At 71.9% G+C, this 22,313-nt stretch carries 18 protein-coding genes; 6 read left to right on the top strand and 12 right to left on the bottom strand.

The features are described from left to right. Positions 1–21: 21 nt before the first annotated feature. Complete coding sequence (locus tag ABD481_RS18245; RefSeq protein ID WP_344666881.1) at positions 22–1,509, top strand: FAD-binding protein; 1,488 nt, start codon at positions 22–24, stop codon at positions 1,507–1,509. On the opposite strand, the gene ABD481_RS18240 is transcribed toward ABD481_RS18245, so the two are convergent. Continuing rightward, positions 1,469–2,422, bottom strand: a complete 954-nt coding sequence (locus tag ABD481_RS18240; protein ID WP_344666880.1) for an SAM-dependent methyltransferase — start codon at positions 2,420–2,422, stop codon at positions 1,469–1,471. The genes ABD481_RS18245 and ABD481_RS18240 overlap by 41 nt on opposite strands. 137 nt (positions 2,423–2,559) lie before the next feature. Between ABD481_RS18240 and ABD481_RS18235 the strand changes: the two genes are divergently transcribed. Continuing rightward, positions 2,560–3,342 (top strand): hypothetical protein, encoded by a 783-nt coding sequence (locus tag ABD481_RS18235; RefSeq protein ID WP_344666879.1) that lies wholly within the window; start codon positions 2,560–2,562, stop codon positions 3,340–3,342. A gap of 56 nt (positions 3,343–3,398) precedes the next feature. Here ABD481_RS18235 and ABD481_RS18230 read toward each other — a convergent pair whose 3' ends face one another. Then, complete coding sequence (locus ABD481_RS18230; protein WP_344666878.1) at positions 3,399–3,824, bottom strand: nuclear transport factor 2 family protein; 426 nt, start codon at positions 3,822–3,824, stop codon at positions 3,399–3,401. A 94-nt stretch (positions 3,825–3,918) separates the two neighbouring features. On the opposite strand from ABD481_RS18230, the gene ABD481_RS18225 reads away from it, so the two are divergent. Next, the gene (locus tag ABD481_RS18225) at positions 3,919–4,542 is read left to right on the top strand and encodes a TetR/AcrR family transcriptional regulator (protein WP_344666877.1); all 624 of its coding nucleotides are present in this window, start codon (positions 3,919–3,921) and stop codon (positions 4,540–4,542) included. 204 nt (positions 4,543–4,746) lie between these two features. On the opposite strand, the gene ABD481_RS18220 is transcribed toward ABD481_RS18225, so the two are convergent. Further along, positions 4,747–5,319 (bottom strand): hypothetical protein, encoded by a 573-nt coding sequence (locus ABD481_RS18220; RefSeq protein ID WP_344666876.1) that lies wholly within the window; start codon positions 5,317–5,319, stop codon positions 4,747–4,749. A 266-nt stretch (positions 5,320–5,585) separates the two neighbouring features. Here ABD481_RS18220 and ABD481_RS18215 point away from each other — a divergent pair, with 266 nt between their 5' ends. Next, a complete protein-coding gene (locus tag ABD481_RS18215) occupies positions 5,586–5,891 on the top strand; it encodes a hypothetical protein (RefSeq protein ID WP_344666875.1) in 306 nt (101 codons plus the stop codon). Positions 5,892–6,344: 453 nt separating this feature from the next. On the opposite strand, the gene ABD481_RS18210 is transcribed toward ABD481_RS18215, so the two are convergent. The 5 genes from ABD481_RS18210 to ABD481_RS18190 all read right to left on the bottom strand — a co-directional run bounded on the left by ABD481_RS18210 (position 6,345) and on the right by ABD481_RS18190 (position 13,959). Beyond that, the gene (locus ABD481_RS18210; protein WP_344666874.1) at positions 6,345–9,143 is read right to left on the bottom strand and encodes an alkaline phosphatase family protein; all 2,799 of its coding nucleotides are present in this window, start codon (positions 9,141–9,143) and stop codon (positions 6,345–6,347) included. 28 nt (positions 9,144–9,171) lie between these two features. Then, the gene (locus ABD481_RS18205; RefSeq protein WP_344666873.1) at positions 9,172–10,536 is read right to left on the bottom strand and encodes an ABC transporter permease; all 1,365 of its coding nucleotides are present in this window, start codon (positions 10,534–10,536) and stop codon (positions 9,172–9,174) included. Continuing rightward, entirely contained in the window at positions 10,533–11,606 is a 1,074-nt protein-coding gene (locus tag ABD481_RS18200) for an ABC transporter ATP-binding protein (RefSeq protein ID WP_344666872.1), read from the bottom strand. Before ABD481_RS18200 ends, ABD481_RS18205 begins: the two co-directional genes overlap by 4 nt. Positions 11,607–11,733: 127 nt before the next feature. Then, positions 11,734–12,870, bottom strand: a complete 1,137-nt coding sequence (locus ABD481_RS18195; RefSeq protein WP_344666871.1) for a serine/threonine-protein kinase — start codon at positions 12,868–12,870, stop codon at positions 11,734–11,736. A gap of 114 nt (positions 12,871–12,984) precedes the next feature. Further along, positions 12,985–13,959 carry a nucleoside hydrolase gene (locus ABD481_RS18190; RefSeq protein WP_344666870.1) on the bottom strand — a complete coding sequence of 325 codons (975 nt, stop codon included), beginning with the start codon at positions 13,957–13,959 and terminating at the stop codon, positions 12,985–12,987. Positions 13,960–14,111: 152 nt separating this feature from the next. On the opposite strand from ABD481_RS18190, the gene ABD481_RS18185 reads away from it, so the two are divergent. After that, positions 14,112–14,933, top strand: a complete 822-nt coding sequence (locus ABD481_RS18185) for an SDR family oxidoreductase (protein WP_344666869.1) — start codon at positions 14,112–14,114, stop codon at positions 14,931–14,933. A 22-nt stretch (positions 14,934–14,955) separates the two neighbouring features. Here the strand turns inward: ABD481_RS18185 and ABD481_RS18180 are convergent, their stop codons facing one another. From ABD481_RS18180 to ABD481_RS18165, 4 genes are all read right to left on the bottom strand, one after another. Then, complete coding sequence (locus tag ABD481_RS18180) at positions 14,956–15,897, bottom strand: D-2-hydroxyacid dehydrogenase family protein (RefSeq protein ID WP_344666868.1); 942 nt, start codon at positions 15,895–15,897, stop codon at positions 14,956–14,958. Positions 15,898–15,989: 92 nt separating this feature from the next. Continuing rightward, positions 15,990–18,311, bottom strand: coding sequence for an FUSC family protein (locus ABD481_RS18175; protein WP_344666867.1), 2,322 nt, complete (start codon positions 18,309–18,311; stop codon positions 15,990–15,992). 56 nt (positions 18,312–18,367) lie between these two features. Continuing rightward, positions 18,368–20,026, bottom strand: coding sequence for an FAD-dependent oxidoreductase (locus ABD481_RS18170; RefSeq protein ID WP_344666866.1), 1,659 nt, complete (start codon positions 20,024–20,026; stop codon positions 18,368–18,370). Positions 20,027–20,182: 156 nt separating this feature from the next. Then, positions 20,183–21,028: an NAD-dependent epimerase/dehydratase family protein gene (locus ABD481_RS18165; protein ID WP_344666865.1), complete on the bottom strand. Its 846-nt coding sequence runs from the start codon at positions 21,026–21,028 to the stop codon at positions 20,183–20,185. 132 nt (positions 21,029–21,160) lie between these two features. Between ABD481_RS18165 and ABD481_RS18160 the strand changes: the two genes are divergently transcribed. Next, complete coding sequence (locus ABD481_RS18160; RefSeq protein WP_344666864.1) at positions 21,161–22,108, top strand: aldo/keto reductase; 948 nt, start codon at positions 21,161–21,163, stop codon at positions 22,106–22,108. Positions 22,109–22,313: the final 205 nt, after the last annotated feature.

Genomic DNA, 22,313 nt, shown 5'->3' with positions numbered 1-22,313 from the left:
CGCAGCGAGGAGACTCTGGCCATGACCCACGATCGCGAGCCCGACCGCCGTTCGTTCCTGCGGGCCGTGGGAGTCGGTGCCGCCGTTGTCGGCTTCGACGCCGGATCGCGCGCCTGGGCGACGCAGGCCGGTGCGGACGGCGGGCTCGGCGCCGAGCGGGTTCCGCATCTCGACGGCACGTTGCTCACCGATCCGGCGGCGCTGGCGCCCTACGCCGACGACTTCGGCCATCTCGTCACCGGCCGGACGCCCAGTGCGGTGCTGCTGCCGGGCTCGGTCGGCGACATAGCCGCGATGATCCGGTACTGCGGGCCTCGGCGAATAGACGTCGCGCCGCGCGGTCAGGGGCATCAGTGCTTCGGGCAGGCGCAGGTGAAGGCGGGCTTGGTCATCGACATGGGACCGCTGCACGCGATCGCCGTGGACCCGGCTCGGCGCACCGTGGAGGTACAGGCCGGCGCGGTGTGGAGCGCGGTGCTGGACGCGTGTCTGGCGCACGGCCTCACGCCGCCGGTGTTCACCGACTACATCGAGCGGTCGGTCGGCGGCACGCTGTCGGCCGGCGGCCTCGGCGGCGCCGCGCAGCATCATGGTGCGCAGGTCGACACCGTCGTCGAGCTCGATGTCGTGACCGGCACCGGGGAGGTCGTGACCTGCTCGGCGCACCGCCACGCCGAGCTGTTCCACGCCGCGCGCGCCGGGCTGGGCCAGGTCGGGGTCATCACCCGCGCGGTGTTGACGCTGGTGCCGGCGCGCGCCCGGGTGCGCAAATACACGCTCACGTACGCGACCGTCGCGGAACTGACGGCGGCGCAGCGGCGGGCGGTGCGGGACGGGCGCTTCGACTGGCTGGAGGGCGCGGCGGCGGCGCTGCCCGGGGGCGGTTGGCAGTATCAGCTCGAAGGCGCGGTCTACTACGACGCCGCCGCGCCGGACGACCAGGCGCTGATCGGCGACCTGGGGTTCCAGGGCCCGCCGGTCGTCGCGGAGTTCGACTATCGCGGGTTCGTCGACGACCTCGCGCCGGCCATCGCGTATCTGAAGGCGTCGGGCGAATGGTACGACCCCCATCCCTGGTCCGACCTGCTCCTGCCGGACGCGGCCACCGACGCCTACGTCACCGCGGCCATGGCCGGCCTGACGCTCGCCGACGTCGGCCCCAGCGGCGTCATCCTGCTCTACCCGATCCCCCGGGCCCGCCTGCGCACCCCGCTGCTGCGGACCCCGGACTCGGATCTGGTGTTCCTGTTCGCCGTCCTGCGCACCGCCGCGCCCGATCCGGGCGCGCTGCCGGCGGCGGCGATGCTGGAGGCCAACCGCGCCCTGTACCTCCAAGCGCAGGCGTTCGGCGGCACGATCTATCCGGTCGACTCCATCCCGATGACCGCTGCCGACTGGCGTGTGCAGTACGGGGATCAGTGGTCCGCGTTCCGCGCCGCCAAGCACCGCTTCGACCCGCACGGCATTCTCACTCCGGGTCAGGGGATTTTCTCGCGGCCAGCAGGATAGGGCCGCCCGGCACGGTCGGGAACCGCCGGTCGTCGCCGAAGCCGGCGGTCCGCAGCGCCTCGGCGGCGCGGTCGGTATCGGAGGCGGAGTTGCCGCCGTTGAGGTATCCGGTCCAGGCCGCCACGGCCTGCCGCAGCGGGTCGGAGAAGGCCTGGTGGGTGCCCGCGACCAGCCATCCGCCGGGCCGCAGGGCGGTGTGCAGGCGCGGCAGCGCGGCGGTCAGCGCCGGGCCGGACAGGAACGGGATCGGGAGCCAGACCAGGTCGTAAGCGTTCTGCTCCGAGATGTCGCCGACGTCCTGGAGCCGCACGGCGATCCGGGCGGCGGCCTCGGGACCGGCCTGCTCCAGCTCGGCCTTGGCCAGGTCCAGGGCCCGCTGCAGGACGTCGACGCCGACGACCTCGGCCGCCGGGAACTCCGTCGCCAGGACGACCGCGAGCGCCGCCACGCCGGTGCCGACGTCCAGGATCCGGGCTCCGGCGCGGGCCAGGCGCTCGGGCAGCCCGGGCAGGGCCGGGACGACGCGTCCGGCGATGGCCCGGCCGGTGGCGGCGGACGCGCGGCCCTGGTTCAGCAGCACCTCGTCGCTCTGCTGGGCCCAGCGCTGCTCGGCGCCGGGGATCTGCTCGGACTCGGCGGCGTCGAGGGCCTGGCGCAGACCGCTCAACCGGGCCGCGACGACGCTTCGGCCGGTCGCGGGGTCGGCGGGCTCCAGCACGGGATGGACGGTGAAGCCTCCGGCGCCGCGCCGCACGAGTCCGGCGGCTTCCAGCACGGCCGTGCGTTCGGGATTGGTGGCGAGCACGTTCTGGAGCGGGGCCGCGGTCGCGTCCCGGAGGGTGCCGATCATCGCGGCGAGCGCCCACGGCGCGGACTCCAGGAGCTGGGTAGGGTCGGTGTCGAAGTCTGGCACGCGGCCATCCTCCGGCAGCCGCCGCCGGCGCGCATCAGTCACTTGACGGACCGCTTCCCACCCCGGCCCCGCTGGTGCGGAACCCGCGCTCCCGCGCGAGCGCCGAACCGGTCACCCCGGACGGATAAGTTGTGGCCATGTCACCCTCTTGGAACGACCAGCTGGCCGACGCTTTCAGTATCCTGCTCGGCCATCCGCTCTCCGATCACGACCCGCAGGCTGAATACGCCGCCTACTACAGCGGCAACTTCCTGAGCGAATCCGAATTCAACCGCGAGCCCGTCTGGCTGGAACCCGAGGCGCTGTCCGGCGAGGCCGTCCTCGACGACACCCCGTTCCTGCTCTACGACCAGGGCGAGCCGGCCATCGAGCTGTCCGCCGCCGGCTCCCTGTTCGAGATCTGGGATCCGGACGGCCGGCTGCCGGCCGCTCTGCACGCCGACCTCGCCCCGGCGTACTTCAGCTCCTCGCACGCCCGCACCGGGCTGATCCGGGGCCGCGATCTCGGCGCCGTCCTGGCCCGCCACGACGCGGCCCTGCTCGCCGAGGCGCCGGGCACCTGGTCGGTCTGGCAGGCCCGGATGGCCTCGGACGGCACGCTGGTCGACGCCCTGCGCGCGGCCGTGGGCCTGGGCACCGGCCCCGACCTGGTCGCGGAGTTCGACGGCGAGGCGGAGGAGGAGTGGGAGCAGGCCCTGGCCGCCGTCCCCGACGAGCGTCTGCGCAACCACCTGAAGCTCGCCTGCCAGGACGGCTGGAGCGGCGAGGGGCTCGCCTACGCGGGCAGCGAGCCCGACGGCGAGCCGATCCTGGAGGAGCAGGGCTGCGAGACCATCGCCGCCTGGGAGGACGGTTCGGGCCAGGTCGACATCAGGGTTCTGCGGTTGAGCGAGCTCCTCGCCGGGCGCGTAGCGCGCTGAGGCTGCCGAACGCCGCGCGCCCGGCGATCGCGCCCGGCGATCGGACCCGGCGCGGATCAGCCCCCTGAGTGCCGATCGCCCAGGACCTCCGCCAGGACCCGGGGATCGGCGTAGTCGCGGAACGAGGCGATGAGGCCGTCGCGGATCCGCAGGATCTGGACGGACGTGACGCTGAACGAGCGGCCGGTCGTGGTGACGGCACCCTTCGTGCGCATCTCCACGACCACCACTTCGGGGTCCTGGGTCTGGTGGAGCTCGGAGATTTCGAAGTCCTCCAGCCGCATCGGAGAGGACATCGCGCGGCGCGCGTACTCCTGGATGGCCGTTCTGCCGGCCACGCGCGCCGGGGCCTCCGGAGTCCCCGAGAACGGCATGTCGATCACCGCGTCGGGGGTGAACAGCGCGGCGAAGCCGTCGGCGTCGCCGGCGAGGATCAGGTCGCGGCGGCGGGCCAGGAGGTCGGCGGGCGTGGTGGACGGCATGAGGTTCTCCCCCTCGGTCGGTTCATTCAACGCTTGTTCAATGAACCAGCGTAGGTCCGGCCGCGCGCTCGGTCAACGCTCGTAGAATGAACGGATGGCCGACCCCCAGCCCCCGTCCCGCGCCGAACAGCGCCGCCGGACCGAAGCCCGCATCCTCGACGCCGCGACGCGCACCTTCTTCGACGTCGGCTACGAGCGGACCACGATCCGGGCCGTGGCCGCGCTGGCGGAGGTGGACGCCGGGCTGGTGATGCACTACTTCGGGTCGAAGCAGGACCTCTTCCGGCGCGTCATCGACGCCGCCCCGGTCCCCTCGCTCGATGCCGGCCCCGGCGGGGCGGCCGAGGCCGTCCTGGCCGGACTCGCCGACCGCCTGACTAACGAGCCGGTCGCGTCGCTGACCATCCTGCGCTCGATGCTGACCCACCCCGAGGCCGCCGGCGCCGTCGGCTCCGCCGCGACCCGCTACCAGGCGACCATCGAACGCGCGATCCCCGCCGAGGACGCCGACCTGCGCGCGGCCGTCATCAGCGCCGTCGTCCTGGGCGTCACCATCTCCCGCCACCTGCTGAAGACCGACGCCCTCGCCGACGCCGACCCCGAGCACGTCATCAGCCTGCTGCGACCGGGGATCGAGGCGCTGGCCGGCTCCGGCCCCGGCTCCACCGACCGGCCGGGCCCCACCGACCGGCCCGACCCGCCCGACGCGGATCGCTAAGCACTCGCCCAGAGCCGCTACCGGCATCCGAGCCGTGCCGGCCTCAAGGCCGAGACGGCTCGGAACGCGCGGCGGGACCGGAATCGCAAGGCCGCGCTGACAGTGGGAGCGATGTCAGCGGCCGCGGCGGGTGCGATCACGGCGTATCGGACGATGCGCGGCTCGACGCGCTAGGTGCGTGGTGCGTACAACCGGCTCCGAGGATCAGCCGATGCCGGTGACCTGGAGCGCCGTGGTCCAGTTCGTCCTGATCGCGCTCCGCGCGGCGGCCAGGGTTATGCGGCCGGAGCACACGGCGTTCTTCAGCTTGGTCTCGACCCCGTCCTTGGTGCTGGCGGTCGGGCTGCCGTAGTACGGCTCCGGCCACAGGTTGGACGGGTCGCGCGGCGCGCCGCCGAGCTCCAGCGGCACCAGGTGGTCCTCCTCGTAGTCGGCCATGCTGGTGTCGCTGTATCCGTAGTCGATGATGCCCTGCGCCTTGAGCGGGTTGGTGTACGACGTCGGCGGGCGGACGGTCGCGGTCCAGCCCGAGACGCAGATCGTGGAGCCGATGGTCGACTGGGTCACCGACGGGTTGTAGGCGCCGGGGGTGCACGCCGAGTCCGGGAGCGGCAGGCGGGAGTGCGAGCAGGTGCTGGCGTGGGCGGTGGCGGCGGTGGACAGGAGCAGGCCGCCGACGGCCAGGGCGAAGGCCGATCCGGCGGCGGTGGTGCGGGCAGCGGTGGTGCGGACAGCGGCTGTGCGAGCAGTGCCGGTGCGGGACAGCAGCGAGCGCATGGGGTCTCCTGGGGGGGGTGGAGTCAGGGGGGACACAGGTCCTGGCGGACCCCGGCCGTGCCGCCCGGGGTCGCCTGTCATGACAGCACCGCTGCGACCCCGTGCACAGGGATCGGCGGGTGAACTTTCGCAGCGTTTTGCGACTCCGGAGCCGGTCGCGGACAAGAACTCCCCGGAGCGCGCGAATAAATGGTCTGAGTACCTTTGCCGCAGCCCAGGGCGCATTAGGGTCCACAGCAGTCGCAGGAGAGTGAGGACACCCCATCATGGCGGGCTTCGACCCCAGCCCGATCCGCCGACTCGTCGAGCTGATCTGCACCGATCCGGACCTGCGGGTGGTCACGGAGGACGGCCGGATAGCGCGCCCTGTTCAACCTCCGGTCTTCGAATCGCTGCCGCACGCGGAGAAGGTGTGCCAGGCCGCGGTGAAGGTGGTGGAGGACGGCACCGGGACGGTGTTCAACGTCTCGTTGTGCGACCTCTCGGTGTTCCGCGTGGAGGCGCCGCCTGCGCCGGAGTGCTCACGGCCGAGGGCGGCGCCGGCGCGGAAGCTGGTGCGGCAGTCGGCGTAGCCCTTGGTGCGCCTGCGCCGTACGGAAGCCGATGAGCCTGGTGGAACGCATGGATGCCTCCCTAACCGTGGATGAGCCGGGGTGCGTGCGCTGCTTGGCCCGTCGGCCGGGGTGGTGCCGACAGGAGCGATCCGCGACTTGGTATAGACCTGTTGGTCTATACCTCTGGGGAGTCTGGCAGCGCCATGGCGGACATGTCGGCAAAGTCTGAGTAAAACCTCTGATTCACCGGCTCGGAACCCACGCCAGGCTCACGCCTGACCCGCGCCGGGCCCGCACCGGACGCCGGGCGGCCGCCGATCAGGCCCGCCCCGACCGCCGTCCGTCCGCGCACGCCGAAGCGCTCGGCCGGAGGACCTCCGGCCGAGCACCTCAGTACCCTGCTGTGCCTTGCTGCCCTACTATCGTGAACCCGTGGTCGGGCCCGGACCGCGACCGATCGTCCCAGCCGTCTCAGTCGTCCGAGTCGTTCGACGGGATGAAGGCGCCCGGGACCTGGTCCGGGGCGTAGATCTTGTCCTCGCCCGGGTACGGCTTGGTCCACCCGCTCGCCTCGTACCAGCTGTAGTGGTTCATCTGCTGGGGGTTGGCGAAGTCGGGCCGGGCGGTGCCGCCGGTGGTGTGCTGCTGCGACAGCCAGGTCTGCCACTGGGACGCGACCTGCTGCTCGCCGGCGGGGATCGTGGTGGTGGCGGCGTTGCCGACGGCGGCCGCCTTGGCGGTGGCCGGCGCGGCGGCGGCCGCGGCGGCCGGAGCCGGGGCCGGGGTGTCGACGCCGCAGCTCGGCGGCGTCTTCAGACCGCCGGTCAGCGAGGTCTGGTTCGGCAGCGCCGTGAACGGCGTGTAGTCCGGCTTGTCGGTGAACGCGGTGGTCATCGGCGTGGCCGCGGCGTCCATCTGGTTCATCGGGTGGACGCCGAGGATCTGCTCGATGGTGCGGACCATCGTGATCTGGCTGTAGTAGCGGCTGTCCACCACGCCGTGCTGCGCGTAGGGGCTGATGATCTGGATCGGGGCGCGGTGGCCGTCGACGTGGTCCAGGCCGGCCTGCGAGTCGTCCTCGACGACGAAGATCGCCGAGTCCTTCCAGTACTGGCTGTGGGTGATGGTGTCGACGATCTGGCCGACCGCCAGGTCGTTGTCGGCGACCTGGGCCGGGCCGTTGGCCGGCCCGCCGGTGTGGTCGCTGGACAGCCAGAACATGTTGAGGTTGGCCGGGCCGTTCTTCAGGAAGTCCTGCTGCCAGATCTGGGCCCGGTAGATGTCCGGCACCGAGGTGTCGAACTTGGGGAAGCCGGGGACCGAGACGTTGTTCAGCGACGGGATCGGCGAGGAGGACACCAGCGGGTACTGGGTCGCCGAGCCGGTCGCGGCCATGGTCTTGGCGTCGCAGTACAGGTTCTGCCAGGTCGCGTCGGCCGGCTTGGTCAGGAACTGCTGGAACTCGCCGAAGTCGCGCACGGTCTTGCCGGCCGCCTGCGCGCCGGACCACAAGGTGCCCGAGGCCTGGTGGCCCAGGGCGTCGTCCTCGGTGTCGTAGCTGCGCTGGTACTCGCCGGCCGAGGACTCGGTGTACTCGGGGTTGTCCGCCTGCATCAGCCAGTTGTGGCCCTCGGCGGAGTTGGTGCCGGTGTCGTAGGTGTTGTCGTACAGGCCGAACTGCTGGGCCAGCGCGTGCTGGTTCGGCGTCACGGCCTGGCCGTACTGGGTCAGGGTGGGGTCGCCGTTGCCGCGCGCGTCGTCGCCGAAGACCTGGTCGTAGGTGCGGTTCTCCTTGACGATCAGGAAGACGTGCTTGATCGTCGAGGGGTCGCCGATCCGCGCCGGGACCGGGACCGGGGTCTTGTTCCCCTTGCCCTTGGCGTAGGTGACGGAGTTGTCGGTCCAGCCGTTGTACTGGAAGACCTTGTCCGTGTAGTTCTTGATCGCGCGGTCGTCCGGCAGCGTGAACTTCTGCAGGCTGGACGTGGTGTCGTGGGTGCCGTGGCCGGCCGCCACCACCGGGCGCAGGGCGTCGATGCCGCGGGTGTTGGACACCAGCACCTGGTTGCCGACCGTGGTGATCTCGGTCGGGAAGTAGTCGGTGGGCAGCAGGCCGATGTAGCGGGCCGGCTCCTTCGCCGAGCTGAAGCGGTAGACCGCGACCGCGTTGGCCCGGCCCAGGGTGACCAGCAGGCGGCCGTCCTTGGTCAGGGTCACCGCGTCCGGCTCGTAGCCGACGGTGGCCTGCGGCCAGGGCTGGGTCTCGATGGTCTGGACGACCTTGTCCTTGGCGGTGTCGATGACCGAGACCGTGTTGGAGGCCGTGTTGGTGACGAACAGCGTGCCGCCGGAGGCGTACACCGCGGTCGGGTGCAGGCCGACGGTGATGCTGCCGACCGCGGCCGCGGCGTCGGCGGTGTTGATGACGCTGACGGTGCCGGAGGTGGCGGCGCCGGTGGCCGGGTCGGCCGGCACCTGGGTGCCGTAGGAGTTCAGCGTCTGGTCGGCGGCGGTGGCGACCCGGCCGCCCTCGTTGCTCACGTAGAGCTTGCTGCCGACCAGCACCAGGCCGCGCGGGGCGTTGCCGGTGTTCCAGCTCTGCTTGATGGTGCCGGAGGCGACGTCGATCGCCGCGACCGTGTTCTGGCCGTTGACCGCGACATAGGCGGTGGCGCCGTCGGCGGTGAACACGATGCTGCCGGTCAGCGCCAGCTGGCCGGCCGCGGTGGCGGCGATCTTGATGTCCACCGGGTTGGCCAGCGTGCCGTCGGCGTTCACCGAGAACTTGGTCAGGCCGCCCTGGCGGCCCAGCAGCAGGGTCTTGCCGTCGGGCGAGTAGGTCGGGGCGGTCTGCCCGACGTCGTTGCCGCTGATCTTCAGGTTCGCGGTGGACCCGCTGCCGACCACCTGCTGGACCTGCCAGCTGCGCAGGTCGACGATCACCAGCGCCGCGCCGCCGTCGGCGACGGTGGCGGCCACGTGCGTGCCGTCCGGGCTGACCGTCGAGGCCATGATCTTGCCCTGGTTGACGACCAGGCGGGTGCCGATCGGGTTGATGTACTGGTCGGAGGAGATGACCTGGCCCTTGTTGGTCAGCTGGCCCACCTGCTGGGTGCCGAGCTGCTTGGTCGAGGCCGAGCCGATCGTGGCACCGGTGAAGACCAGGGTGACCGTGGCCACCCCGGCCTTCGCCAGGCGTCCCCGGCCGGTCGCGGTCTCGGCCGGATCGACCGTCTTGCCGGTGGGCTTTCTACGGCGTTGCACTTGCATGGATTGATCCTTCGGGAGTGGTTGGGACCTAGTGCGAAGGAAGGAGGTCGACGTTGCCGTCGAACTGCCACAACGGGTTGGGGGCGTCCCCGTCATGGGTTTTCAGCAGGAAGTAGCCGTTCACTTCCTTGGGTCCGTCGCCGTCGGCGATGTAGCGCCCGTTGGCGGTGACGTCGAGTTGGTAGATGGCCTGGCCGGTGATGGCGACGTTCGGCACGTGCCAGCTGACGACGCAGCGCCAGTCGTTCCCGGGGCCCTCGGGCGCGCTCAGCCCGTCGGCCTTGGTGCACGCCGCCGAGGCCGCCAGCTGCGCCTCGGTGACGGCCGGCCGGTGCAGCTCGTCCTCCTGGAGCCGGTACAGATGAGCGAAGTTGACCGCGAGCGAGTTCTGGAGCTTCTCCTGCGTGATCCCGGACCCGGTGCCGCCGCCGGCGATCGCGACCACGCCGACAGTCGCCGCGAACAGCGCGGCCAGCGGCGCGACGCCGAGCGTCAGCACCCGGCGCCCGGCGTTGTCGACGGTGAGGTTGGTGAAGTCGCGGCGCAGAAAGAGCAGATAGGCCAGCGCGGTGGCGACGACCGCCCAGACCAGGCTGACCGCGATACCGATCAGCAGCGGACTGAGTTGCTGCGGATCGGTGAACAGGCCGTTCCAGGAGATGAACGCGTAGCCGGGCAGGGCGAAGCGCACGGCCACCGGCAACGGCAGCATCTGCGCCAGCTGCATCGCCAGCGCGGCGACGGTCGGCAGCAGCAGGCCCATCGGCGAGCGGCCCAGCGCGACCGAGCCGAGCAGGCCGATGGCGGCCAGCGCCAGGGTCGGCGCCAGGACGCTGAGCCAGGCCAACAGCACCTTGGCGGCCGCGTCGCCGCCGACGAGGCTGTGGCCGTCCAGCCCGATCAGGGGCTTGTCACCGACGGCGAGCAGGCCGCCGACGATCCCGGACAGCGCCAGGCCGACCACCAGCAGCAGGATCACGGTCACCGCGGCGAGCGCCTTGGCCGCGAAGATGCGGCGCGGCGAGCGCACCGCGACCAGCAGATGCCGCCAGGTGCCGAGCCGGTCCTCCGCGGCGAAGACGTCGCCGGCGACCAGCGAGGTGAGCAACGGCAACGCCCAGGTCCCGGCGAAGCCGAGCACCACCAGCGGCCCGGACCACCCGGAGGCGTGCATCCACCGGCCGAACAGCGTGTCCGAGGGCAGCGTGCTCTGCTGCTTGATCGCCACGACCGCGAGCCCGGGACCGAGGAAGCAGGCCAGCACCAGCAGCCGAACCCGCCACGGCGAGAACAGCTTGACCAGCTCGAACCGATAGGCACGGGACACCGGGACCGGGCGGGACTCCGCCGGCGCGGCGTCGGCGACGGGAGTCTGGTCGAGGGTCGCGGTCATGAGGCGTCGTGCTCCTTGGCTCGCTCGGCCGGATCCTTCTGGCCCTGCTCGGCAGAGTGCGGCTGTTCCGGCTCGGCCGGGGGCTGCTGCTCTTGCTCGGCAGAGTGCTGCTGACCCTGCTCAGCAGGAAGCTGCTGATCCTGCTCGGTCAGCGCGAGGAAAGCCGCCTCCAGCGGCGAGACGACCGGCGCCAGTTCGCGCACCGCGATCCCGGCGCCGACCAGGCGGACCACCAGTTCGTCCAGCGCCGGCACCAGGGCTCGCACCACCACGACCTCGGGGTCCTGCCGTGTCCCGGCCGCGCCGGGCTCGACCACGGCGATGCCGGGCACCTGGTCGGCGATCCCGCGGGCGGCCAGCGGATCCGGTGTGCGGACCCGGTATTCGAGCTCGCGGTTCTCGGCGGAGAGCTTGGCCAGCGGCCCGGAGAAGACGACGCGCCCCACGGACAGGATCGTCACCTCCGAGCACAGCGCCTCCAGGTCGTCCATCCGGTGGCTGGAGAGCACCACCGTGGCGCCGTCGGCGGCCAGCCGGTTCAGGACGCCGTGGACGTGCTTCTTGCCGGCCGGGTCCAGCCCGTTCGCCGGCTCGTCCAGGACCAGCAGCCGCGGCTTGGTCAGCAGCGCCGCGGCCAGCCCGAGGCGCTGGCGCATGCCGAGCGAGAACCCGCGCACCTTGTCGTCGGCGACCTCGGTCAGGCCGACCTGGTCGAGCGCTTCCTCCACGCCGGCGGTCCGCACGTCGCGGTGCCGCAGCCTCGCCAGCGCCGTCAGGTTCTGCTTGGCGGTCAGCGCCGGGTACAGACCGGGTCCGTCGACGAACCCGGCGATCCCCTCGGGCGCGGCCAGGGCGCGCCCCACCGGTCTCCCTAGAATCTCCAGGCGGCCTTCGTCCGCCACGGCCAGACCCAGCAGCAACCCGAGCAGCGTGGTCTTGCCCGCCCCGTTCGGCCCGACCAACCCGTGGATCTGGCCCCGCGCCACATCCAGGTCGACCCGGTCGAGCGCGACGACGTCCCCGAAGCACTTGGTGATCCCTTGGCCCCGTACAGCGGTAGTCGTCTCCATGAGCCCCTCTTTCATTCAGCCCTGTGGAACGTAGGCAGGTCATGTGACATGCGTGCCTGCGTAGGTTGAATGCTCAGAGAACGGAAGAGGACTGGCTTACGCCGCGCTCGCGAACGGGGTGGACCGGTTACCCAGAGTTCTTAACCACCAGGATCACCACCGCCAGCACCAACACACTGAGACCGGCGCCGAGCAGCATCAGCGGGCGCTCGCGGGTGCGGGACGCGTGGCGCGCGCCGCCGTCGTCAGTGTCCGCGGGCTCCGGCGGGACCAGGCCGTCGTCCGTGGACCCGACGATCGGCACGCCCCCGCCGGGGGTGTCCGCCGACGGCACCGGCGCGGGCATCGGCCCGAGGAACAGCGAGGGGCTGCGCGGGGATTCGCCGAACACCGCCGGGCCGACCTGCCCGACCCGGCCGGACAGCTCGCGGCGGACCGCTTCCAGCAGCTCCCGGGCCCGTTCGGCGCTGACCCGGCGTTCGGGGTCCTTGCGCAGCAGGCCGAACAGGACCCGGTCCAGCGGCCCGGCGTTCCGCGGCGGCTCGGGTTCCTCCAGCATCACCGCGGTGGAGGTGGCGATGAGGCTGTCGCGCCGGAACGGGGACCGGCCCTCGACGGCGAAGTACAGCGTCGCGCCGAGCGAGAACAGGTCGGAGGCGGCGGTCGCGGCCTGGCCGCGGGCGCGTTCGGGCGACATGAACTCCGGCGTCCCGACCGCGATGCCGAAGGGCGTCAGCGCGGTGAGGCTCTCGCCGTCGGGGGCGTCGCCGGAGGCGAGGCCGAAGTCGGTGAGGATCACGCGTCCGTCGGAGGCCATCAGGATGTTCGAGGGCTTGACGTCGCGGTGGTGGATCTGGCGGGCGTGGCAGGCGCTCAGGGCGTCGAGCACGGCGAGCCCGACGCGGGCCGCCTCGCGCGGGCCGACCCGGCCGTCGGCGGCGACCTGCTGGGCCAGGGTCCGGCACTGGACCAGCTCCATGACGATCCACGGCCGGCCGTCGTCCTCGACGACGTCGAGCACCTGGATGATGTTCGGGTGGTGGGCCACGGTCACCGTGTGCAGGGCCTCGCGCCACGCGCGGGTGAGCCTGGCGCTCTTGTCGGCGTCGGGCAGGTGCGTCGCCAGGCGCACCTCCTTGACGGCCACGGCCCTTGATTCAAGCTCGTCCTGTGCCTCCCACACGTCCCCCATCCCGCCGGATCCCAGCTTGCGGATCAGGCGGTATCTGTTGTCGACGATCCGGATCGGACCGGAGTCCGCCATGAGCTCGCCCCCCTGACTTGCTCTGACTATCGCAGTGCGCGACAACGTACTACAGGGTTCTGTTTCCGTTGGCGCATTGGACACAACTGGCGGCTACCGGCCCTCCACACCGCGCTACTGCAGCGGCTGTCGCAGGCGGCTGACAAAGTCCGCCGGGAACAGCGAGCGCCCCGGGGCCACCGCGACGTTGCCCTTCACCGCGGTCCGGGCCCGGGTCGCCTCGGTGAGGAACGGGGTCTGCGCGGCGTCGTCGGGGATGAACACCGTCTGGCCGCGGTGCAGCCCCAGGTCGGTGCCGACGACGACGCAGCCGGTCCGCACCTCGGCGAAGCTCTCGTCGCTGGCGACGCCGATGGCCAGCGGGTCGTGCAGGAAGCCGTGGTCCCGGCCGGTGAAGGTCAGGTAGGCGTTCAGGTAGTCGCGCAGCAGGGCGGCGGTGAGCCGGGCGTGGTCGGTGCCGGCGGCGTCGATCTTGGCGACGTCGTCGGCGGTCAGCGGCGCGTGGTGGGTGACGTCCAGGCCGACCATGGTGTACGGGATGCCGCTGGCCACGACGAGGTCCGCGGCGTCGGGGTCGGCCCAGATGTTGAACTCGGCCACCGAGGTGATGTTGCCCGGCACGAGCGCCGCGCCGCCCATGAACACCAGGTGCGCGACCCGCCGGGCGAACTCCGGGTCCAGGATCAGCGCGGCGGCGATGTTGGTGAGCGGCCCGGTGGCCACGACGGTGAGTTCGTTCTCGTATACGTGGCTGAGGCGCAGGAGTTCGAGCGGCGCGAGGCTCTGCTGTTCGGGGACGGCGGAGTCCGGCAGCTCGGCGCTTCCCAGGCCGCTCGCGCCGTGGAAGTCGCCGCCGATCGGGACCCGGCTGATCGGCCGGCCGGCGCCCCGGTACACCGGCACGTCGTGGTCGATGCCGAACGCGGCGGCGAGCGCCCGGGCGTTGCGGAAGGTGAGGTCGACCGGAACGTTGCCGCCGACGGCCGTATAGGCGAGCAGCTCCCATTCCGGGCGGGCCAGCAGGTAGTGCAGCGCGGCGGCGTCGTCGAGTCCCGGATCGCTGTCCAGAACCAGTGGCCGTCGGGGCATCGTGCGTTCCTTTCGTGGATCCCAGGCTTCTGCGACAGCCTAGTGACGCGGTCCGCACAGCATGGCGCTGCCCGGGATTAACCCGCGCCCGCCGTAGTGTTCCTGCGTAGCGGAAGCTGTGAGCGCTGATCACCCCCTGAGGAAGATCTGAAATGTCGAAAGTATGGTTCATCACCGGCACGTCCAAGGGCTTCGGCCGGGAGTGGGCCGAGGCCGCGCTGGAGCGGGGCGACCGCGTCGCCGGCACCGCGCGGGACCTGGCCACGCTGGACGCGTTGGCGAAGCAGTACCCGGACACGTTCCTGCCGCTGCGGCTGGACGTCACCGACCGGGACGGCGACTTCGCGGCGGTGCGGCGGGCCGCCGAGCACTTCGGACGCCTCAACGTAGTGGTCAACAACGCCGGCTACGGGCACTTCGGCACCATCGAGGAGCTGACCGAGGCCGAGGTGCGGGCCCAGTTGGAGACCAACCTGTTCGGGGCGTTGTGGGTGACGCAGGCGGCGCTGCCGATCCTGCGGGAGCAGGGTTCGGGCCACATCATCCAGGTGTCCAGCATCGGCGGCGTCAGCGCTTTCCCGGGCATCGGCGCCTACCACGCCTCGAAGTGGGGTCTGGAAGGCTTCTCGCAGGCGCTGGCCGGGGAGGTCGCGCCGTTCGGCATCCACGTGACGATCGTCGAGCCGGGCGGCTTCAGCACCGACTGGGCCGGGCCGTCGGCGGTCCGCAGCGCCGAGCTGCCCGCGTACGAGGCGTTCTGGGCTGCGGACCGCGAGCGCCGGACCGGCATGCAGCGCGGCAACCCGTCGTCGACGAGCCCTGCGATCCTGAAGATCGTGGACGCCGAGCAGCCGCCGCTGCGCGTCTTCCTGGGCCGCACGCCGCTGTCCACGATCGAGGCGGACTACGCCTCGCGGCTGGCGACGTGGCGGGAGTGGCAGGACGTGGCCGTGGCGGCGCACGGCGAGGACTGAGGGTACTGACGAGGGTGCCGACTCACCCCATCACGCGGATGGGCCGGCCGGCCCGGAAGGCGGCGATGTCCTCGACGGCGCCGCCGTAGAAGGTCTGGTAGAGCTCACGGGTCACGTAGGCGATGTGGCCCGTGAGCACCGCGTTCGGCAGCGAACGCAAGGGATGGTCGGCCGGGAGCGGCTCGGTGTCGTAGACGTCGAGCGCGGCGGCGCGGATCCGCCGCTCGCGCAGCGCGTCGACGAGCGCGGACTCCTCGACGATCGGCCCGCGCGAGGTGTTCACGAAGATCGCCGAGTCCTTCATCAGCGCCAGGTCCGGCGCGCCGACCAGGCCGGTGGTGCGCGGGCTGAGCACCAGGTGGACGGAGAGCACGTCGCTCTCGGCGAACAGCTGTTCCTTCGTCACCGCGCGCGTGCCGTGCTCGGCGGCCTTCTCCGCGGTGAGGTTCTGGCTCCAGGCGATCGTCGACATCCCGAACGCCTGACCGATCCGGGCGACCTTGGATCCGAGGTTGCCCAGGCCCAGCAGGCCGAGGGTCTTGCCGTGCAGGCCGGTGCCCAGGCCCAGCTGCCAGCCGCCGGTCCGCATCGAGGCGGTCTCCTCGGGCAGGTTCCGCGCCGCGGCGAGGATCAGGGCCCAGGTGTGCTCCACGGTCGGCGAGGCGTCGTATGCGGTCCCGCACACGGTGACCCCCAGGCGCCGCGCGGCCGCGAGGTCGATGGCGGCGTTGCGCGGCCCGGTGCTGACCAGCAGCCGCAGGTTCGTCAGGCGTTCCAGGACCTCGGCCGGGAAGCGGGTCCGCTCGCGCATCACGACGACGACGTCGAAGTCGTGCAGGCTGCGCACGACGTCGTCGGCGTCCCGGAACGGCACGGTGAACACGGCGACGGCGGCGTCCAGGGAGTCCCAGTCGGCCAGCTCCCGGGCCACTTCCTGGTAGTCGTCGAGGATTGCGATCTTCATAGGGGCAACCATAAGGGAAGCCTTCCACGCGGTCCGTCGCGGCGAACCGGCTGCCGAACTGGGTGAGGAACCGGGTGCCGAACCGGCTACCCCTAGACCCCGGCCAGTCCGGCCGCCGTCGCGAGCACCGGCTCCAGCCGCCGCACCGCCTCCAGATGGTCCCCGGTCCAGATGATGCGGACCCCGGTGGCGGTGGCCTGGCCGTCCGGGTCGTAGAGGTCGCGGCGCACGGCTTCGGCCAGGCGCACGGTGGTCCGGTGGTCGGAGGGCTGCGGCTCAGGCACGGCGGCCCCGCCCTCCAGGCCCTCGGCCAGGTTCTCGTACCAGCGCAGGATGCGTTCGGCCAGGACCAGCAGCTCCTTCTGGGCCGCGGCCCGGTCGGCGGCGGGCAGCCCGGTCGGCGAGCGCCGCCACAGCTCCAGCACCGCGTCGGCGGCCAGCCGCAGCACGACGACGCCGGTGACCAGGGTGGTCATCTCGCCGAGCGGGACGGCTTTGGACCCGCGCTCCGCCAGGTAGGTGCGGAAGGCGTCGTCCAGGCGGCGGGCGGCGGCGGCCGCACGGCGGCCTTCCTGCGGGGCGTCGAGGGCCGCCGGGCCGGTGCCGCAGCAGGACACCGCGTAGTCCACGGCGCCGACCAGGTAGCGGGCGCTGTCGGCGTAGGCCTCGGCCAGGGCTTTGCTGACGGCGGCGGCCGCGCCGCGCGGCCAGAAGAACAGTCCGACGACCAGGCTCACGGCGCAGCCCAGGGCGATGTCCTCGATGCGGACGTAGATGAGCGACAGCCCGGCGGGCTGGGAGATGTTGAACAGGATCACCAGGGTGACGGTGAACGCGGCCTGGCCGGCGGCGAACGAGATCGCGGCCGGGACGATCCCCGCGACCAGCACCGCGAGCGGGAGCAGGAGCCACAGCACGGGCCGATCGTGGCCGATGATCTGGAGCAGCCCGGCGCCGAGGACGGATCCGGCGACGGTGCCGCTGATCGCGCGGTACGCGTTCTGGCCGGTGTTCAGGGCGTTGGAGCGCAGCACCGACAGCGTGCCGAGCATGACCCAGAAGGAGTGTTCGACGCCGGTGCGGTCGGCCAGCGCAGTCGCGATGCCGAGGCCGACGGCGCCGCGGATGCTGTTGTGCAGCCAGACCGAGTGCGGTTCGAGGTGGGCCAGGGCGCGTTCGCGGGCGCTGGCGAAGGCCCCGGTCGCCGACTCCGGTTCGCGGCCGAGGAGCCGGTCGGTCCAGCGGCGGCGGTCGGCGGCGCGGGCGGTGACGATGTTCTCCGCGACCTGGAGGACGACGAAGGCGACTTCCTGGGCCCGGAAGGACACGTCCAGGCTGTCGATGAACCCTTCGACGCCGACGCCGGTGGTCGTCGGTTCGGTGCCGGTGGTCGTCGGTTCACTGCCGTGCGCGACGGCATCACCGGCGGCGCGCGGAAGCGGCAGCCGGATGACGGCCCGCTCCTCCATCACCGTCAGAGCGCTGCGAAGCTCCTGCGCCGCCTGTCGCAGCCGGTCCACGTCGTGGCGCGGGTTCTCCAGCAGGTCGGCGGACAGGTCCAGCACCTCGGCGGCGGCGCGCCGCACCGCGACGGACTCGGCGTCGGTGGTCAGGTCGTCCTCGTCCTCCGGCCCGGACTCGGCCAGGATGGCGGTCAGCCAGGTGAGTTCGTCGACGAGGCGCACCAGGGCGCGCGATCCGGTCGACAGGCCGGTGGGCCGGTAGGGGGTCTTGAGGAAGATCCCGCGCAGGGTCCTGGCGGTGGAGACCGTCTCCTGCGCGCAGTCCACGCACTGGACGAACGTCCGGCCGCCGACCTTGGCGCTGTAGTGCTGCGCCTCGGCGCGCAGCTGTCCGGCCGCGGCCCGGCAGACCTGCGCCGCCGGCCGCGCGAGCGGGAACTCGAAGGTGCTCGGCCACAGGAACGTGACCGCGAGCATGGCCGCGCCGGTGGCCAGCAGCACACCGAACAGGCGGTCAGGGATCTGCGACAGCGGCGCGGCCGTGGACACCGGCAGGATGAAGCCCAGCAGCAGCGCGGTGGTGGCGCCGGCCAGCACCGAGCTGACCACGCCGGAGAACAGCACGGCGAAGCCGACCAGGACGGTGGCGCCGACCGCCGTCCACACCGACTGCGCGGCCAACGATCCCAGCACCACCAGCACGATCCAGGCGGCGCCGAGCGCGGCGTGCGCGCGCAGCCGCTCCACCCGGGTCCCGGAGAAGTCGACCAGCAGCAGCATCGCGATGGCGCCGAACGCCGCGAAGCTGCCGGTGACCGGCGCGTGGAAGACCTGCGAGCACAGCGCGAACAGGGAAGGCATCACCAGCGCGGTCCGGGCGGCGCGCCGGGTGGCGGCGTAGCCGGGGTCGCGGGGGCGCAGCCAGGCCGTGAGCTGTCGCAACGGGTTCACGTTCACATACCTCACCGGGGTCGTCGGCGGATGGCCGCGGGGAATCGGAACCGTTCTCACACCGGCTCGACGCTGTCGATCCGTCGCCGTTCGAAGACCAGCCGCACCGCCGCCGAGCCTTCACCGACCGCGGTGGCGACCCGCTTCACGCTCCCGCTGCGCGCGTCGCCGACGGCGAACACCCCGGGGATGCTGGTCTCGAAGGACAGCGGCGCCCGGTGGTCGGACCGCCACTCGCCGTCCAGGTCGTGGCCGGTCAGCAGGAACCCGTCGCGGTCCTTCACGACCTGGCCGTCGAGCCACGCGGTGCAGGGCATCGCGCCGATGAAGACGAAGACCGCGCTGACGTCCAGATGCGAGTACTGATTCGTGACGCGGTCCACGATCTCCAGCCCGGTCACCGACGTCCCGGCCCGCAGCGCGACGGCCTCGGTCCGGACGTGCACACGGATCCTCGGGTTGGAGCGGACGGCGTCGATCAGGTAGCGGGACATGGAGTGCTCCAGGTCGGCGCCGCGGACCAGGAGGTGGACCACGCTGGAGGTCCGGGTCAGGAACAGCGCGGCCTGCCCGGCGGAGTTCGCGCCGCCGATGACGGCCACCGGCTTGTCCTGCGAGCGCCGGGCCTCCGAGACAGTCGCGGCGTAGTGCACGCCGTTGCCCTCCCAGGCCTCGATCCCGGGCACGTCCAGGCGCCGGTACTCGGCCCCGGTGGCGATGATGACGTCGCGGCCCTTGAACACGCGGCCGTCGGCGCAGGTGACGTAGTGCACGCCGTTGCTGGTGGCGAAGTCCGTGACGCGGGCGTTGCGGTGCAGCCGGACGCCGAACTTCGCGGCCTGGACCATCCCGCGGCCGGCCAGCTCGGCGCCGGACAGGCCGGCGGGGAAGCCGAGGTAGTTCTCGATCCGCGAGGAGGTGCCGGCCTGGCCGCCGAACGAGGCCGAGTCGACGATGGCGGTGGCCAGCCCTTCGGAGGCCCCGTACACCGCCGCCGCCAGGCCGCCCGGTCCCCCGCCGATGACCAGCAGGTCGCAGACGTCGTCCTCGGGCTCGGCGGCGGTCGGCGGCTCGCCGAACTCGGCGGCGAGGTCGGAGGGCTGCGGGTTCCGCAGCAGCGGACGGCCGGGGATGATGACGATCGGCAGATCGGCCACCGGCACCCGCAGCTCGCACAACAGCGCCTCGGCCTCCGGCTCCTCCTCCAGGTCGAGCCAGTTCACGCCGGTCCGGTTCAGCGAGAAGGCTTGGAGCAGGGCTCTGCACCGCTCGTCGTAGCGGGAGCCGATGAGCGTCAGGCCCGCGCCCTTGCGCAGCAGGTTGGCCCGGCGGTCCAGGAACGCCCGGAGGATGTGCTCGCTGAGCTCGGCGTCCTGGGCTATCAGGGTCTGGATGGCCGCCAGCGGGACCTGCAGCACCCGGCCGGCGGCGCGGGCCAGACCGGTGAAGCGGGCCCGCTCACCGGTGATCATGCCGATCTCGCCGAGGAACTCCGCCGGACCGTAGGCGGCGACCACGCGCTCGTGCCGGCCGCCGAGCCGGTCCACGACCTCCGCCGCGCCTTCCAGGACGACGAAGAAGTCGTAGGACGGGTCGCCGGCGGTGAAGAACACCTCCCCGGACACGACCTCCCGCTCCAACCCGACCGCCGCAAGCCTCGCCAACTGGCGCTCCGTGAGGAGCACGGGAGGTGCGAAGCCTGGGTTCTTCTCCATCTGTGGTTTTCCTCCACCTGGGCGATGCGCGCGTTCGTCCGTAGTGAGGACAGTCTGCTTCAGTTGTTCGCAGGCCGCATCGTATGTATGCGCGAGTGATCAGGATGTGGGATGGGCGGGCGACCCGGGGTCGGTCCCCGAACGGTCCGCAGCCGGTCAAGCAGGTGGTAGCGCGGTGGTGAAGTCGCCGCCGAGGTAGCGGACCTCGGGATCGTCGGGATCAAGCGGTTGATCCGCGAACCGGTCCCGGAACCGCTCGGAGTCGTCCTGGGGGTGGTAGCCGAGGCGCCGGGCCGGGCCGAGGTCGCACCAGCCGGTACGGTTCGCCGAGGCCCCGAAGACCAGTTCGAAACCCAGGTCGGGGGCGGTGGCCAGGGCGTGGAACAGCCGGACGGCGTCGGCCGGGCTGAGCCAGGTGTCGAGCATGCGGCGGGTGTGCGGCTCGGCGTAGCAGGCGCCCAGGCGGGCGCACGCGACCTGGAGGCCGTGGCGGTCGTGGTAGTAGGAGCCGAGGGCCTCGCCGAAGACTTTCGAGACGCCGTAGAGGGTGTCGGGCCTGGGCCGGGCTCCGACGCCGAGCTTGGTGTCCGTGAAGTCCGCGCGCTCGTAGTAGCCCACGACATGGTTGGTGCTCGCGTAGACCACCCTCGGCACGCCGGCGCGCACGGCCGCGTCGAACACCTGGTGGGTGCCGTCGATGTTGGCGTGGAGGATCGCGGCGAAGTGGTCTTCGACCGGGATGCCCGCCAGGTGGATGACGACGTCGACGTCGGCCATCGCGGCTTCGATCGCGGCGGGGTCGGTGATGTCGCCGATGATCCACTCGACGGCGTCGGAAACCGGGCCAGTGTCCGGGTCGGAGTCCGGCTCTGCTGGCGTCACCAGATCGAACCCGCGCACGCTCCAGCCCAACGCGGCCAGCCCGCCGCGCAGAATCGTCCCGACCCCGCCCGCCGCGCCGGTGATCAGCACCCGGCCGGGCCGCGCCTGCTCGTCCACCACGTGCCACGTCCTCCCTCACCACTGGCCGACCGGGCAGACAGCCATCCGACTGATGGCACGGGCGGCTCCGATGTCCGATCCTTGACCGGTGCCCGCTTAGACGGCCACCGGACTCAGGAAGAGGTACCCATCATGACAACCATCGGACTCGGCGGCATCGAGATCTTCCCGCTGGCGCTGGGCGGCAACACCTTCGGATGGACCAGCAACGAGGCGACCTCGGAGGACGTCCTGGACGCCTTCACCGCTGCCGGCGGCACGCTCGTCGACACCGCCGACGGCTACTCCGCCTGGGTGCCCGGGAACCACGGCGGCGAGTCGGAGACGATCATCGGCGCCTGGATGGCGAAGCGCGCCAACCGCGGCGACGTCGTGGTCGCCACCAAGGTCAGCTCCCACCCCGACTTCCGCGGCCTGGCCCCCGACACCGTCGCGGCCGCCGCCGACGCCTCCCTCAAGCGCCTTCAGACCGACTACATCGACCTCTACTACGCCCACTTCGACGACCGGAGCACGCCGCTGGCCGAGACCGCCGCCGCCTTCGACGCCCTGGTGAAGGCGGGCAAGGTCCGCGCCATCGGCCTGTCCAACTACAGCCCCGAGCGCATCCGCGAATGGTTCGCCGTCGCCCGCCGCGACGGCCTCACGCTGCCCGTGGCGCTCCAGCCGCACTACAACCTGGTGAAGCGGGCCGACTACGAAGCGGGGATCGCCCCGATCGCCGCCGAGGAGCAGCTCGCTGTGTTTCCCTACTACGCGCTGGCCAGCGGTTTCCTGACCGGCAAGTACCGCACCAAGGACGACCTCCAGAGCTCGGCGCGGGGCGGGGCGGCCGCCGGTTATCTGTCCGACGCCGGCCTCGCCGTGGTGGACGCGCTGCACACGATCGCGGCCCACCATGGCGTCGAACCGGCCACCGTCGCCCTCGCGTGGCTGCGTCAGCGCCCGCAGATCGCCGCTCCGCTCGCGAGCGCCCGCGTCGTGGATCAGCTGCCCGCCCTGCTGGCGTCCGCCGGGTTGGAGCTCGACGCGGACGAGGTCGCGGAGCTCGACGCGGTGTCGGCACGAGTCGAGCAGTAGATCGGGCAGTAGATCGGGCAGTAGATCGGGCAGTAGATCGGGCAGTAGGTCGGGCAGTAGGTAGAGCAGATCGAGCAGTAGGCCGAGCAGTAGGCCGGAATCGGCTCGACAAAGGCGCACCCGATCCGGAATGCTGTCGGGTGCGCCTCCCGGTGCGCAGGAAACGGATACTTCGTATCTATAACGTCCCTAAGGTAGGGCAGGG

The sequence above is a fragment of the Catenulispora yoronensis genome (assembly GCF_039531695.1).
GTDB lineage: Bacteria > Actinomycetota > Actinomycetes > Streptomycetales > Catenulisporaceae > Catenulispora > Catenulispora yoronensis.
Note: the sequence above shows the minus strand (reverse complement) of the source record. Positions and strands in the feature narration are given on the sequence as shown.

Excerpts from the sequence above, each read along its gene's own strand:
- ABD481_RS18160 (WP_344666864.1), top strand. The coding sequence starts at position 21,161 with ATGACAACCATCGGACTCGGCGGCATCGAGATCTTCCCGCTGGCGCTG.
- ABD481_RS18220 (WP_344666876.1), bottom strand. The coding sequence starts at position 5,319 with ATGCGCTCGCTGCTGTCCCGCACCGGCACTGCTCGCACAGCCGCTGTC.
- ABD481_RS18180 (WP_344666868.1), bottom strand. The coding sequence starts at position 15,897 with ATGAAGATCGCAATCCTCGACGACTACCAGGAAGTGGCCCGGGAGCTG.
- ABD481_RS18200 (WP_344666872.1), bottom strand. The coding sequence starts at position 11,606 with ATGGAGACGACTACCGCTGTACGGGGCCAAGGGATCACCAAGTGCTTC.
- ABD481_RS18205 (WP_344666873.1), bottom strand. The coding sequence starts at position 10,536 with ATGACCGCGACCCTCGACCAGACTCCCGTCGCCGACGCCGCGCCGGCG.
- ABD481_RS18245 (WP_344666881.1), top strand. The coding sequence starts at position 22 with ATGACCCACGATCGCGAGCCCGACCGCCGTTCGTTCCTGCGGGCCGTG.
- ABD481_RS18210 (WP_344666874.1), bottom strand. The coding sequence starts at position 9,143 with ATGCAAGTGCAACGCCGTAGAAAGCCCACCGGCAAGACGGTCGATCCG.
- ABD481_RS18195 (WP_344666871.1), bottom strand. The coding sequence starts at position 12,870 with ATGGCGGACTCCGGTCCGATCCGGATCGTCGACAACAGATACCGCCTG.
- ABD481_RS18170 (WP_344666866.1), bottom strand. The coding sequence starts at position 20,026 with ATGGAGAAGAACCCAGGCTTCGCACCTCCCGTGCTCCTCACGGAGCGC.
- ABD481_RS18225 (WP_344666877.1), top strand. The coding sequence starts at position 3,919 with ATGGCCGACCCCCAGCCCCCGTCCCGCGCCGAACAGCGCCGCCGGACC.
- ABD481_RS18190 (WP_344666870.1), bottom strand. The coding sequence starts at position 13,959 with ATGCCCCGACGGCCACTGGTTCTGGACAGCGATCCGGGACTCGACGAC.
- ABD481_RS18235 (WP_344666879.1), top strand. The coding sequence starts at position 2,560 with ATGTCACCCTCTTGGAACGACCAGCTGGCCGACGCTTTCAGTATCCTG.
- ABD481_RS18230 (WP_344666878.1), bottom strand. The coding sequence starts at position 3,824 with ATGCCGTCCACCACGCCCGCCGACCTCCTGGCCCGCCGCCGCGACCTG.
- ABD481_RS18215 (WP_344666875.1), top strand. The coding sequence starts at position 5,586 with ATGGCGGGCTTCGACCCCAGCCCGATCCGCCGACTCGTCGAGCTGATC.
- ABD481_RS18185 (WP_344666869.1), top strand. The coding sequence starts at position 14,112 with ATGTCGAAAGTATGGTTCATCACCGGCACGTCCAAGGGCTTCGGCCGG.